Raw genomic sequence first — 12,883 nt, 5'->3', positions numbered from 1 at the left:
ACCCGGACCTGGCTGCCGGGCCCGGTCACCGGGTCCGGGCCTGCTTGGCCAGGACGGCGAGGGCGACGATGCCGCCGAGCCAGAAGACCAGGCCGAGCAGGGGCCTCAGCCCGGGCGGCAGGTAGTCGGCGTGGGCCGAGTTGTAGGCGAAGTGGGCCAGCATGAAGGGCCATACGAGCTGGATGCGCCGGTAGACGAGGACGTATCCGCCCATCCAGATCAGGCAGAGGGCGAGCGCACCGTAGCCGTAATAGAGGTGGAAGGGGACGCGCAACACGACCAGTACTGCGAGCTGCTCCTGCCAGGGCCGGCGCAGCCGCGTCATCACCGCCATGGGCAGGGCGAGCAGGAGGGTCTCCTCGACGAGGGCGCTGTGGAGGTTGGCCAGCAGCTGCTCGCCGGCGTCCGTGCGGCCGGTGGGGACGTAGCCCGGTGACGGGAAGAGCCGCATCGCCTCGAAGCCGGTCCACATGCCGAGGTAGGCCACCGCTGCGGCGCCCGGCCCGCCGTACGGGAACCGGGCGCGCGGTCGTGCCGCCAGGCCCAGGTCGCCGGCGCTGTAACCGAGCCACCGGTGGGCGATCAGCATCGCGGCCGCGGCGACCAGGAAGCCGGCTTTCATGCCGGGGAGGTACCGCACGGCCCAGTCGGGGAGATCGATGTGTCCGGTCAGCAGGATCTGAACGGCGACGGCGCTCGTCAGCCCGAAGGCGAGCAGGAACGCGGCGGCGACCAGGGACCAGTCACGAGCGGCGGACGCCGCCCCCGGCGGGCGCCGGGGGTGAGAGGCGGCTGGCGGAGAACTACTGGGCATTGCCGGTCATGATCCTCGGGTGTTGCGTGCGCATGATGCAGGACCCGTGAAGACGCACAAACCCCCAGGCCCACGACCTGGGGGTTCTTGAAAGAGCGGGCGACGAGAATCGAACTCGCGCTCTGAGCTTGGGAAGCTCATGTTCTACCATTAAACTACGCCCGCGCGAGGTGCCCGTCAGGGCGTCGCATCGTCGCACACTCTACCCCATCGAAGGCTCCCGGTGTACGTGCCGTGGTGGCCTTCTTCTCGTGTGAGGGGGGTGTGAGGGGCAGGGGGACGGGGGCGTGGGGTGCGGGAGTTGGGGCGTACCGTGGGGTCGCGGCAATCGGCGGGGGCTGTCGGGGTGCCGCGTTAAAGCCGCCCGGATACATCCCCTAATGTGGCTTTTGTCTTTGATGTTGTGCCGGAGGTACGCACGCAGTACCGCCATGGGGAAAGGGAGCTCGATGGAGCGCACCGTCGTTCGTTGTGCCGAAGGGCACGTGTTCAGCACCGCTTCGTTCCCGATGCAGAACCTCGGACCCGGCCGGATCGGCCCCGGGCGGCTGCTGCGCTGCCCGCGCTGCGCCCGGCTGCGGCATTCCGTGCCGGTGGCGGCCGAGAAGCGGTGAGCCCGGCGCGGGCCCGGTCCGTGCGGGCCGGGCCCGCGTTGTCAGGTTGTCCGCCTTCTCCGCGTATCCTCGACGCGTGCTTCTCTCAGACAAGGACATCCGGGCCGAGATCGACGCCGGCCGTGTACGGATCGACCCATTCGACGAATCGATGGTGCAGCCGTCGAGCATCGACGTGCGGCTCGACCGCTACTTCCGGGTGTTCGAGAACCACCGGTACCCGCACATCGACCCTGCCGTCGAGCAGGCGGATCTCACCCGCGAGGTGGTGCCGGAGGGCGAGGAGGCGTTCATCCTGCACCCGGGCGAGTTCGTGCTGGCCTCGACGTACGAGGTGATCACGCTCCCCGACGACGTCGCCTCGCGCCTGGAGGGCAAGTCCAGCCTCGGTCGGCTCGGCCTGCTGACGCACTCGACGGCCGGTTTCATCGACCCGGGCTTCTCCGGGCACGTGACGCTGGAGCTGTCGAACATGGCCACGCTGCCGATCAAGCTGTGGCCGGGGATGAAGATCGGCCAGCTGTGCATGTTCCGGCTGACCTCCCCCGTCGAGCATCCCTACGGGTCCGCCAAGCACGGCTCCCGCTACCAGGGACAGCGCGGGCCGACGCCCTCGCGTTCCTTCCAGAATTTCCACCGCACGCAGGTCTGAGCAGAGCAAAAGGCGAAGAGCAACAGTGAGTGACATCCGCGAGAACCTGACCTACCCGATCTTCGGGCAGGCGATCCGTGAGCTGGCGCAGACCATCGCGGACGACGGCTACGAGCCGGACATCATCCTGTCCATCGCGCGCGGTGGCGTCTTCGTCGCGGGCGGCCTCGCCTACGCGCTGGACTGCAAGAACATCCACCTGGTGAACGTCGAGTTCTACACCGGTGTCGGCACCACCCTCGAGATGCCGGTGATGCTGTCCCCCGTCCCGAACGCGATCGACTTCTCCAACAAGAAGGTCCTCATCGCCGACGACGTCGCGGACACCGGCAAGACGCTCAAGCTCGTCCACGACTTCTGCCTCGACCACGTCGCCGAGGTGCGCAGTGCCGTGATCTACGAGAAGAGCCACTCGCTCGTGAAGTGCGAGTACGTGTGGAAGAAGACCGACGAGTGGATCAACTTCCCGTGGTCCGTCGAGCCGCCGGTGGTGCGCCGTGAGGGCCAGATCCTCGACGCGTAGCTCCCCGGGGCACGTACAACACCACGTACAACACACGGAAGGGCCCGTTTAGACCTCGATGAGGATCTAAACGGGCCCTTCCGTGTGACTAGAGCGTGCCCAGCTTGATCAGCGACAGCAGCGCGACCAGCTGGATCGCGGAGGCGCCGAGCGCCTTCGGCCACGGCAGGTCGTGCGACTTGCTCACCATCGACGTCAGGAGCGCGCCGCCCGCGAGCCAGGTGGCCCAGCCCAGCACCTGGACGAGGGTGTTGTCGCCGCCCAGGAACATCGCGAACAGCAGCCGGGGCGCGTCCGTGAGGGACATGATCAGCATCGACAGGCCGACCGTCGGCTGCCATATGCCGTCGCCGCCGAGCTGCCGGGCCAGGGTGTGGGTGACCGCGCCGAGGATCAGCCCGGCGATCACCATGGCGACGCCGGTGACCAGCACCGAGGGCAGGCTGTTGGCCAGCGAGGCGTTCAGGACGTCCGCGCGGGCCTTGTCGAAGCCGAAGACGGCGAGCATGCCGTAGACGAAGGTGACGATCAGCGCGGGCGCCCACATCTGGTGGTCCCGCATCCGCCAGAAGGTGGCCGAGGGGCGCAGCACGATGCCGGTCAGCAGGTCCTTCCAGTGCAGCCGCGGCCCGGCGGGCGGCGCGGGCGCCGGACCGTCGCCGTACGAGCCGCCGCCGTGGCCGTCGTGGCCGCCGTGGCCGTCGTCGTACGAGCCGTACGCGTCCGGGGCGTCGCCGAGGCTGAACTGCTGCGTGTGACCGGGGTTGTCGGCGGTCCGCCCGTAGTACGGGTCCTGGGCGCCCGCCCGGCCGCCGTACTGCTGCTGCCCATAGCCCGGCTGGGGCTGGGGCGGCTGCGGTGGCTGGGGTTGCCCGCCGCCGAAGTACTCCGGCTCGTCGTAGCCGCCCGGCTGCTGCCACTGCTGCTGCCCGCCGCCGTAACCGCCGCCGGGGCCGCCGGGCATGCCGGGCTGCCCGGGCGCGCCCTGGCCGCCGTACGGAACCTGCTGTTGTCCTTGCCGCGCGGGGTCGGCACCGTGAGGGTCCCGCCCGCGTCCCATCCTGAATCCAGCCACGCCTTCGAACGTACCCGCTCCGGCGAGGTCCCGGCGCCGGGCCCGGGTGAACGGACCTGTCATTGCGGCCGAGCTGTGACATCCCTTAGGGGAAAGCCCAGGGTCGGAGCGGGCCGAGCGGACGTTTGAGCGATGCGCTCCCGCTAACGGGCGAGAGCCTTGACGCCTCCGGTGTTCTCGACCATCCGCTGCAGCACTCGGACCACGGTGGCGTACTCCTCGTCCGTGACGCCGGCGTGGATTTCCCCGCGCACCCGGACGACGACCTCCATGGTCCGCTCCTTGGCCTCGCGGCCGGCGCCGGTCAGCAGGAAGCGGCCGCCGTCCGTGCCCGTCACCCAGCCGCGGACGACAGCGGAGTCGAGCGCAAGGTCGATCCCGTCGGTGCCCTCGTCGAGGTTCGGGGCGAGCAGGTCCCTCAACTCCTGGCGGGTCATGCCGTCCGGGGCGGCGTCGACGCGGTTGAGGATCCACCACTGGGGCTGCGTGATGTCGACCCGCGCCATCGCCGAGCGGATGTGCCGGATGACGGCCTTGTTGGCAGCCCAGCTCCAGTAGCCGATGGGCTGACCGGCGAGGTTGGCGGTGTCGGGGTTCGGGATTTCCAGCTTCGTCGTCGTCATGGGAACGACGGTAGGACCTCAAGCATGGTTGAGATCAAGTGTGTTGGGGGTCACGAGTGGTAGCGGGGGAATTCGGAGGTGTCGACGGTCCACTCTCCGACGGAGACCTTGTCGCCGAAGACGTAATCGTGGCGGGCGCGGTAGCTGCGTCGGCCATCGCTGTCAATGCCCTGGGGATCGGACATGACTGCCACGGTCCCCTTGCGCGGGTCGATCAGCAGGTACAGCGGGATGCCCATGGCCGCGTACTCGCGCATCCGCGGTGCGTAGTCGTCGATGTGGTCGACAGGGAAGACGATTTCGCTGACCAGCGCCAGGTCCCGCGGATTCCAACCGTGCGGCGTGTCCATGGCCGCTTCAGGGAGTACGACAAGGTCCGGACAACGGAGGATCCCGAGCGAGGGGTCTTCGACCGCACCGCCCGGGTGGACCGCCATGCCCTCCTCGACCTGCTGGTCCAACTGACGGCAGAGGCAGAACGCGATGTGCTGGTGAGGCCCGGGGAATGACATCTTCATGGAGATCGTGGTGCCGGAGATCTCGACCTTCCCTGCTTCGGGCAGCGCGCCCGCTTTCTCGGCGAAGGCGCGAAGGCGGACGTAGTCCATCGGCATGACATCTCCAGCAGAGGCATGAACGCGTCGCGTGGCGGTCCCACGCCTTCATGACAACGGCCGGGCCCCGCGAAAGGTCGCGGGGCCCGGCCGTGCGTACGCGTACGAACGCCTACTTCACCGGTTCCGGGTCGGGCTGCGGCGCGTCCGCCTGCTCGCCGTCGCCGTCGCCCTCCGGCGCGGCCGGGACCTTGACGGACTCCAGCAGCAGCTGGGCGACGTCGACGACCTGGATGGACTCCTTGGCCTTGCCCTCGTTCTTCTTGCCGTTGACCGAGTCGGTCAGCATGACGAGGCAGAAGGGGCAGGCGGTGGAGACGATGTCCGGGTTGAGGGACAGCGCCTCGTCCACGCGCTCGTTGTTGATGCGCTTGCCGACGCGCTCTTCCATCCACATGCGCGCGCCACCGGCGCCACAGCAGAAGCCGCGCTCCTTGTGGCGGTGCATCTCCTCGTTGCGCAGGCCCGGCACCTTGGCGATGATCTCGCGCGGCGGCGTGTAGACCTTGTTGTGGCGGCCCAGGTAGCAGGGGTCGTGATAGGTGATCAGACCCTCGACCGGGGTGACGGGGACGAGCTTGCCCTCGTCGACGAGGTGCTGCAGCAGCTGCGTGTGGTGGATGACCTCGTACTCGCCGCCGAGCTGCGGGTACTCGTTGGCGATGGTGTTGAAGCAGTGCGGGCAGGTCGCGACGATCTTCTTCTTCGCCTTCTCGACCTTCACCCCTTCCTCCGCGTCCTCACCGAACGCCATGTTCAGCATCTCGACGTTCTGCTGGCCCAGCTGCTGGAAGAGGAACTCGTTGCCCAGGCGGCGGGCCGAGTCACCGGTGCAGTTCTCGTCACCGCCCATGATGGCGAACTTCACGCCCGCCATGTGCAGCAGCTCCGCGAACGCCTTCGTGGTCTTCTTGGCGCGGTCCTCCAGGGCGCCGGCGCAGCCGACCCAGTAGAGGTACTCGACCTCGGTGAGGTCCTCGATGTCCTTGCCGACGACCGGGACCTCGAAGTCGACCTCCTTGGTCCACTGCAGGCGCTGCTTCTTCGCCAGGCCCCAGGGGTTGCCCTTCTTCTCCAGGTTCTTGAGCATCGTGCCCGCCTCGGACGGGAAGGAGCTCTCGATCATCACCTGGTAGCGGCGCATGTCGACGATGTGGTCGACGTGCTCGATGTCGACCGGGCACTGCTCGACGCACGCACCGCAGGTGGTGCACGACCACAGCACGTCCGGGTCGATGACGCCGTTCTCCTCCAGCGTGCCGATCAGCGGCCGCTCGGCCTCGGCGAGGGCCGCGGCGGGAACGTCCTTCAGGGCCGCCTCGGACGCCTTCTCGTTGCCCTCCGCGTCCTTGCCGCCGCCCGCGAGCAGGTACGGCGCCTTGGCGTGGGAGTGGTCGCGCAGCGCCATGATGAGCAGCTTCGGCGACAGCGGCTTACCGGTGTTCCAGGCGGGGCACTGCGACTGGCAGCGGCCGCACTCGGTGCAGGTGGAGAAGTCGAGCAGGCCCTTCCAGGAGAAGTGTTCGATCTGGGAGACGCCGAACTGGTCGTCCTCGCCCGGGTCCTCGAAGTCGATCGGCTTGCCGTCGCTGACCATCGGCAGCAGCGCGCCCAGGGCGACGTCGCCGCTGGACTCGCGCTTGAACCAGATGTTGGGGAAGGCGAGGAAACGGTGCCAGGCCACGCCCATGTCGATGTTCAGCGAGACCGTGATCATCCAGATGAACGACGTCGCGATCTTGATCATCGCGAAGAGGTAGGTGAGGTTCTGCAGCGCCCCGAGGCTCAGCCCCTTCAGGGCCAGGATCAGCGGGTACGAGGCGAAGAACCCCGGGTCGAACCCGTCCACGCCGTGCTGGACGCCCTCCAGCGCGTGCAGCGTCATGATGCAGATGCCGACGATGAGGATGACGGCCTCGACGAAGTACGCCTGGGCGAAGTTGGAACCCGCGAAGCGGGACTTGCGGCCCGCCTTGCCCGGCTTGCTCAGCTGCCGGATGACGATCAGGACGAGGATGCCGACCGTCGTCATCAGGCCGAGGAACTCGGTGAAGATCTCCCAGGGCAGCCAGTCGCCGATGAAGGGGATCAGCCAGTCGGCCTGGAACAGCTGGCCGAAGGCGTTGACGATGGTCAGCAGCAGCGAGAAGAAGCCGACGGCCACGAACCAGTGGGCGACGCCGACGACGCCCCACTTGTTCATGCGGGTGTGACCGAGGAACTCCTTGGCCACCGTCACGGTGCGCCGGACGGGCTCGTCCGTGCGGGTGCCGGCCGGAATGGGCGCGCCGAGCCGGAAGAAGTGGATGAACTGTGCGACGGCGCGGCCTAGCAGCGCAACACCGACCGCGCTGAGGACCAGCGACACGATGATCGCGGCGAGTTGCATTGCGGGGCTCCTCGAACCTTCGAGAGCTAGCGGAGAGCAGATTACTAAGCAGTAACTTATCCAGTCCCAGCCGACATTACCCAGTATTCACGGGTGCATGAACCTGCTTCGTCGGTGATCTGTGTCGCGCAGGCGAACCTTGCTCTGCGCTGTGCGACCGCGACTGACTGTAAGACTGCCATAAAAGTTGAGTGGGCCCGACTCAGGTCCGTTGACAGGTTTGCGGTCGTGCTGCACTCTTGAGTCTGTTCCACTCAAGTCAGCTGGAGGAATCGACATGGCACGTGCGGTCGGCATCGACCTGGGTACGACGAACTCCGTCGTCAGTGTTCTCGAGGGCGGTGAGCCCACCGTCATCACCAACGCCGAGGGCGCCAGGACCACGCCGTCCGTCGTCGCCTTCGCGAAGAACGGCGAGGTGCTGGTCGGCGAGGTCGCCAAGCGCCAGGCCGTCACCAACGTCGATCGGACGATCCGCTCCGTCAAGCGCCACATGGGCACTGACTGGAAGATCAACATCGACGGCAAGGACTTCAACCCGCAGCAGATGAGCGCCTTCATCCTGCAGAAGCTCAAGCGGGATGCCGAGGCCTACCTGGGCGAGAAGGTCGTCGACGCGGTCATCACCGTCCCGGCGTACTTCAACGACTCCGAGCGCCAGGCCACCAAGGAGGCCGGCGAGATCGCGGGCCTGAACGTCCTGCGCATCGTCAACGAGCCGACGGCGGCCGCCCTGGCCTACGGCCTCGACAAGGACGACCAGACCATTCTGGTCTTCGACCTCGGTGGCGGCACCTTCGACGTCTCGCTGCTGGAGATCGGCGACGGCGTCGTCGAGGTCAAGGCGACCAACGGTGACAACCACCTCGGTGGTGACGACTGGGACCAGCGCGTCGTCGACTACCTGGTCAAGCAGTTCGCCAACGGCCACGGCGTGGACCTGTCCAAGGACAAGATGGCGCTGCAGCGCCTGCGCGAGGCCGCCGAGAAGGCGAAGATCGAGCTGTCCTCGTCCACCGAGACCTCGATCAACCTGCCCTACATCACGGCGTCCGCCGAGGGCCCGCTGCACCTGGACGAGAAGCTCACCCGCGCCCAGTTCCAGCAGCTGACCGCGGACCTGCTCGACCGCTGCAAGACCCCGTTCCACAACGTCATCAAGGACGCGGGCATCAGCCTGTCCGAGATCGACCACGTGGTCCTGGTCGGCGGTTCCACCCGTATGCCCGCCGTCGCCGAGCTCGTCAAGGAGCTGACCGGCGGCAAGGAGGCCAACAAGGGTGTGAACCCGGACGAGGTCGTCGCCATCGGCGCCTCGCTCCAGGCCGGTGTCCTCAAGGGTGAGGTCAAGGACGTCCTGCTCCTCGACGTGACCCCGCTGTCCCTCGGCATCGAGACCAAGGGCGGCATCATGACCAAGCTGATCGAGCGCAACACCACGATCCCGACCAAGCGCTCCGAGATCTTCACGACGGCCGAGGACAACCAGCCGTCCGTGCAGATCCAGGTCTACCAGGGCGAGCGCGAGATCGCGGCGTACAACAAGAAGCTCGGCATGTTCGAGCTGACCGGCCTGCCGCCGGCCCCGCGTGGCGTCCCGCAGATCGAGGTCTCCTTCGACATCGACGCCAACGGCATCATGCACGTGACCGCGAAGGACCTGGGCACGGGCAAGGAGCAGAAGATGACCGTCACCGGCGGTTCTTCGCTCGCCAAGGACGAGGTCGACCGCATGCGCCAGGAGGCCGAGCAGTACGCGGAGGAGGACCACCGCCGCCGCGAGGCCGCCGAGACCCGCAACCAGGGCGAGCAGCTCGTCTACCAGACCGAGAAGTTCCTCAAGGACAACGAGGACAAGGTCCCGGCCGAGGTCAAGACCGAGGTCGAGACCGCGGTGGCCGAGCTGAAGGAGAAGCTCAAGGGCGAGGACACGGCCGAGATCCGCACCGCGACCGAGAAGGTCGCCGCGGTCAGCCAGAAGCTCGGCCAGGCCATGTACGCCGACGCCCAGGCCGCGCAGGGCGCCGCCGGTGCCGAGGGCGCTGCCGCCGGTGCCGGTCAGGCCAAGGCCGAGGACGACGTCGTCGACGCCGAGATCGTGGACGACGAGAAGCCGAAGGGCGGTGCGTCGGCGTGACGGAGGAGACCCCGGGCTTCAACGAGAACGAGAAGCCTGAAGGCCCCTCCGACGCCACGGCCCCCGATGACGCGGCGCAGGCCGCCGGACCCGCCGACCAGGCGGGCCCGGCCGGCCCGGCCGCGCCCGGCGAAGAGCTGGTCGAGGTAGGCCTCCAGGCACAGCTGGACCAGGCCCAGGCCGCGCTCACCGAGCGCACCGCGGACCTCCAGCGGCTCCAGGCCGAGTACCAGAACTACCGTCGCCGCGTGGAGCGGGACCGGGCCACGGTCAAGGAGATCGCCATCGCGAACCTCCTGTCCGAGCTCCTCCCCACCCTCGACGACATCGGTCGCGCCCGCGATCACGGCGAGCTGGTCGGCGGCTTCAAGTCCGTCGCCGAGTCGCTGGAGACGGTCGTCTCCAAGATGGGCCTGCAGCAGTTCGGCAAGGAGGGCGAGCCCTTCGACCCGCTGGTGCACGAGGCCCTGATGCACAGCTACGCGCCGGACGTCACCGAGACGACGTGCGTGCAGATCCTGCAGCCGGGGTATCGCATCGGCGAGCGGACGATCCGCCCCGCGCGGGTCGCGGTCGCCGAGCCGCAGCCGGGCGCGAGCCCGAAGGCCGACGAGGCCTCGGACGAGGAGAGCGGTGGCCCGGAAGAGGGCTGACGCCATGCGTGACCGGAAGGAGGGACGTCGGGGATGAGCCTGAGCAGGGACTTGCTGGAGAAGGACCTCTACAAGGTCCTCGGCGTCCCCAAGGACGCCACCGAGGCGGAGATCAAGAAGGCATACCGGAAGCTCGCCCGCGAGTACCACCCGGACGCCAACAAGGGCGACGCCTCGGCCGAGGAGCGCTTCAAGGAGATCTCCGAGGCGAACGACGTCCTCGCTGACGCCAAGCGCCGCAAGGAGTACGACGAGGCGCGCGCCCTGTTCGGCAACGGCGGCTTCAGGCCGGGGCCGGGCGGCGGCGGTTCGTTCAACTTCGACCTGGGTGACCTCTTCGGGGGCGCCCAGGGCGGCGGCGGCGCCGGTTCCGGCGCCGGTGCCGGCGGTTTCGGCGGCGGTCTGGGCGACGTCTTCGGCGGCCTCTTCAACCGGGGCGGTACGAGCACGCGCACCCAGCCGCGGCGCGGCCAGGACATCGAGTCCGAGGTGACGCTCAACTTCACCGAGGCGGTGGAGGGGGCCACGGTCCCCCTGCGGATGTCCTCCTCGGCAGCGTGCAAGAACTGCTCCGGCACGGGCGACAAAAACGGTACGCCCAGGGTCTGCCCGACCTGTGTCGGCACCGGACAGGTCTCGCGCGGCACGGGCGGCGGCTTCTCGCTCACCGACCCGTGCCCCGACTGCAAGGGCCGCGGGCTGATCCCCGAGAACCCCTGCGACGTCTGCCACGGCAGCGGCCGGGCCAAGTCCTCCCGCACGATGCAGGTCCGCATCCCGGCCGGCGTCTCCGACGGCCAGCGGATCCGGCTGCGCGGCAAGGGCGCCCCGGGCGAGCGCGGCGGGCCAAACGGCGACCTCTACGTCGTCGTGCACGTCGGATCGCACCCGGTGTACGGGCGCAAGGACGACAACCTCACCGTCACCGTGCCCGTCACCTTCGCGGAGGCGGCGCTCGGCGGCGAGGTGAAGGTCCCCACGCTCGGCGGCCCGCCGGTCACCCTGAAGCTGCCCGCGGGCACGCCCAACGGCCGTACGATGCGCGCCCGGGGCAAGGGCGCGGTCCGCAAGGACGGCACCCGCGGGGACCTTCTGGTCACCGTCGAGGTGACCGTGCCCGAGAACCTCGATGACAAGGCCCGCGAGGCTCTTGAGGCATACCGCGACGCCACAGCAGATGAGGATCCGCGAGCGGAGCTGTTCCAGGCCGCGAAGGGAGCATGACCCATGGAAGGGACCGGCCGCCGACGTAATCCATATCCGTATGAGTTGACCGACGAGTCGCCGGTCTACGTCATCTCCGTCGCCGCTCAGCTCTCGGGCCTGCATCCGCAGACCCTGCGGCAGTACGACCGCCTCGGCCTGGTCTCTCCCGACCGCACGGCCGGGCGCGGCCGCCGCTACTCCGCGCGCGACATCGATCTGCTGCGCCAGGTGCAGCAGCTCAGCCAGGACGAGGGCATCAACCTGGCCGGCATCAAGCGCATCATCGAGCTGGAGAACCAGGTGGCCGCGCTCAAGGCGCGCGTCGCCGAGCTCCAGGCCACGGTGGAGGGCGCCGCCACGGCCAGGCAGCAGGCCGAGGCGGCCGTCCACGCCTCCTACCGCCGGGACCTGGTCCCGTACCAGGACGTCCAGCAGGCCAGCGCGCTGGTGGTGTGGCGCCCGCGGCGGGATCCGCGGGATCGCTGAACGAAGAGCGGGACGAGAAGGGCCGGGAGAGCGGATCGCTCCCGGCCCTTTTTCACCCCCTCTCGCGATTACCCAGAGTTATCCACAGGGCTGGTGTCGTGACGCTGAGTCGGGGAAACTCGGAGCATGACGGGGGAAGAGACTTCATTTCAGACTTCATTGCAGGCTCGGGCCGAGGCCCAGGGCGGGGTGGTGCTCACGGCGCAGGCACGGGCCGAGGGGTGGGCCCGGGGTCGGCTGAGCCGGTTTCTGGCGGCCGGGGGATGGACGCGGGTCCGGCACGGGGCATGGCTCGTGCCGGGCCGGGAGGTGGGGCCGGTGGAGCTGCTGTGGACGCACCAACTGCTGCGGCCGGAGCTGGTGGTGAGCCATTGGTCGGCGGCGATGCTGCATGGGGTCGGCGTTGGGGCGGGAGCCGGGCCGCCGAGCGGCCGGCCCGACTTCATCTGTTCCGGCCCCGCGGCAGTGAAGGGGGCGACGCTGCACCGGCTCCCGCTCGCTCCCGGCGAGGTGACCGTCGTGGCCGGGCTGCGGACGACCACGGTGGCCCGGACGATGGCGGACCTGCTGCGGGCGGGCCCCCGGGATGACGCCCTGATCGCCGTCGACTCGGCTCTGAGCTGGCGGCACGGCCGGGGATCCGGGCCGCCGGGCTCGCGCGGGCGGCCGCTCACCACGCTCGACGAGATCGGGCGCGCCCTGACGACCGCGCCGTCGATACGCGGCGCCGCGACCGCCGCGTGGTGGCTGGCCATGGCCGATCCCCGCTCGGGCTCACCCGCCGAGACGCTGGCCCGGCTGCGGATACATGACGCCGGGCTCCACCCCGAGACGCAGGCGATGCTCGTGGTGCCCGCGACCGGCCGCCGGGTCTACCCCGACTTCCTCTTCCGACCGCAGGGCCTGGCCGTGGAGACGGAGGGCTACACCTGGCACGGCAGCCGGTCGCAGCACCAACGGGACGTCATACGGTTCAACGATCTGGCGGCCTGCCCGGAGGTGCGGCGGATCCTGCGGTTCACGACGGCCGATGTGTACCACCGGCCGGACATGATGATCCGCGACATCCGTGGGGCGCTCGCCGGGTGAGGGCGTCG

Annotated in this window: 13 protein-coding genes and 1 tRNA gene; 8 read left to right on the top strand and 6 right to left on the bottom strand. The window is 69.0% G+C overall.

What is annotated here, in order from left to right:
• Positions 1–25: 25 nt before the first annotated feature.
• Both AB0F13_RS06890 and AB0F13_RS06885 read right to left on the bottom strand, forming a co-directional pair.
• Positions 26–814, bottom strand: a complete 789-nt coding sequence (locus AB0F13_RS06890; protein ID WP_362076366.1) for a hypothetical protein — start codon at positions 812–814, stop codon at positions 26–28.
• Positions 815–908: 94 nt separating this feature from the next.
• Positions 909–979, bottom strand: a tRNA-Gly gene (locus AB0F13_RS06885).
• Between the two features lie 284 nt (positions 980–1,263).
• Between AB0F13_RS06885 and AB0F13_RS06880 the strand changes: the two genes are divergently transcribed.
• The 3 genes from AB0F13_RS06880 to AB0F13_RS06870 all read left to right on the top strand — a co-directional run bounded on the left by AB0F13_RS06880 (position 1,264) and on the right by AB0F13_RS06870 (position 2,603).
• The gene (locus tag AB0F13_RS06880; RefSeq protein ID WP_362076363.1) at positions 1,264–1,428 is read left to right on the top strand and encodes a hypothetical protein; all 165 of its coding nucleotides are present in this window, start codon (positions 1,264–1,266) and stop codon (positions 1,426–1,428) included.
• A 76-nt stretch (positions 1,429–1,504) separates the two neighbouring features.
• A complete protein-coding gene (gene dcd, locus AB0F13_RS06875) occupies positions 1,505–2,080 on the top strand; it encodes a dCTP deaminase (protein ID WP_362076360.1) in 576 nt (191 codons plus the stop codon).
• Positions 2,081–2,105: 25 nt separating this feature from the next.
• The gene (locus AB0F13_RS06870; protein ID WP_362076357.1) at positions 2,106–2,603 is read left to right on the top strand and encodes a phosphoribosyltransferase; all 498 of its coding nucleotides are present in this window, start codon (positions 2,106–2,108) and stop codon (positions 2,601–2,603) included.
• An 88-nt stretch (positions 2,604–2,691) separates the two neighbouring features.
• Here AB0F13_RS06870 and AB0F13_RS06865 read toward each other — a convergent pair whose 3' ends face one another.
• The 4 genes from AB0F13_RS06865 to AB0F13_RS06850 all read right to left on the bottom strand — a co-directional run bounded on the left by AB0F13_RS06865 (position 2,692) and on the right by AB0F13_RS06850 (position 7,304).
• A complete protein-coding gene (locus tag AB0F13_RS06865; protein WP_362077174.1) occupies positions 2,692–3,663 on the bottom strand; it encodes a Yip1 family protein in 972 nt (323 codons plus the stop codon).
• A 158-nt stretch (positions 3,664–3,821) separates the two neighbouring features.
• Complete coding sequence (locus AB0F13_RS06860; RefSeq protein WP_362076354.1) at positions 3,822–4,301, bottom strand: MarR family winged helix-turn-helix transcriptional regulator; 480 nt, start codon at positions 4,299–4,301, stop codon at positions 3,822–3,824.
• Between the two features lie 50 nt (positions 4,302–4,351).
• Positions 4,352–4,909, bottom strand: coding sequence for a Uma2 family endonuclease (locus tag AB0F13_RS06855; RefSeq protein ID WP_362076351.1), 558 nt, complete (start codon positions 4,907–4,909; stop codon positions 4,352–4,354).
• 118 nt (positions 4,910–5,027) lie between these two features.
• Positions 5,028–7,304, bottom strand: a complete 2,277-nt coding sequence (locus AB0F13_RS06850; protein WP_362076348.1) for a (Fe-S)-binding protein — start codon at positions 7,302–7,304, stop codon at positions 5,028–5,030.
• 277 nt (positions 7,305–7,581) lie between these two features.
• On the opposite strand from AB0F13_RS06850, the gene dnaK reads away from it, so the two are divergent.
• The 5 genes from dnaK (at position 7,582) to AB0F13_RS06825 (ending at position 12,875) form a co-directional block, all read left to right on the top strand.
• On the top strand, positions 7,582–9,441 hold the full coding sequence (gene dnaK, locus AB0F13_RS06845; RefSeq protein WP_362076345.1) for a molecular chaperone DnaK: 1,860 nt from the start codon (positions 7,582–7,584) through the stop codon (positions 9,439–9,441).
• Positions 9,438–10,094, top strand: a complete 657-nt coding sequence (grpE, locus tag AB0F13_RS06840) for a nucleotide exchange factor GrpE (protein ID WP_362076342.1) — start codon at positions 9,438–9,440, stop codon at positions 10,092–10,094. The genes dnaK and grpE overlap by 4 nt, the downstream gene beginning before the upstream one ends.
• A gap of 33 nt (positions 10,095–10,127) precedes the next feature.
• Positions 10,128–11,318 carry a molecular chaperone DnaJ gene (gene dnaJ, locus AB0F13_RS06835; protein WP_362076339.1) on the top strand — a complete coding sequence of 397 codons (1,191 nt, stop codon included), beginning with the start codon at positions 10,128–10,130 and terminating at the stop codon, positions 11,316–11,318.
• A 3-nt stretch (positions 11,319–11,321) separates the two neighbouring features.
• Positions 11,322–11,786, top strand: coding sequence for a helix-turn-helix domain-containing protein (locus AB0F13_RS06830; RefSeq protein WP_362076336.1), 465 nt, complete (start codon positions 11,322–11,324; stop codon positions 11,784–11,786).
• A gap of 126 nt (positions 11,787–11,912) precedes the next feature.
• Complete coding sequence (locus AB0F13_RS06825) at positions 11,913–12,875, top strand: type IV toxin-antitoxin system AbiEi family antitoxin domain-containing protein (protein WP_362076333.1); 963 nt, start codon at positions 11,913–11,915, stop codon at positions 12,873–12,875.
• Positions 12,876–12,883 lie beyond the last annotated feature (8 nt).

It is taken from the genome of Streptomyces sp. NPDC026206 (genome assembly GCF_040638465.1).
In the GTDB taxonomy this organism is placed as follows: Bacteria; Actinomycetota; Actinomycetes; order Streptomycetales; family Streptomycetaceae; genus Streptomyces.
Note: the sequence above shows the minus strand (reverse complement) of the source record. Positions and strands in the feature narration are given on the sequence as shown.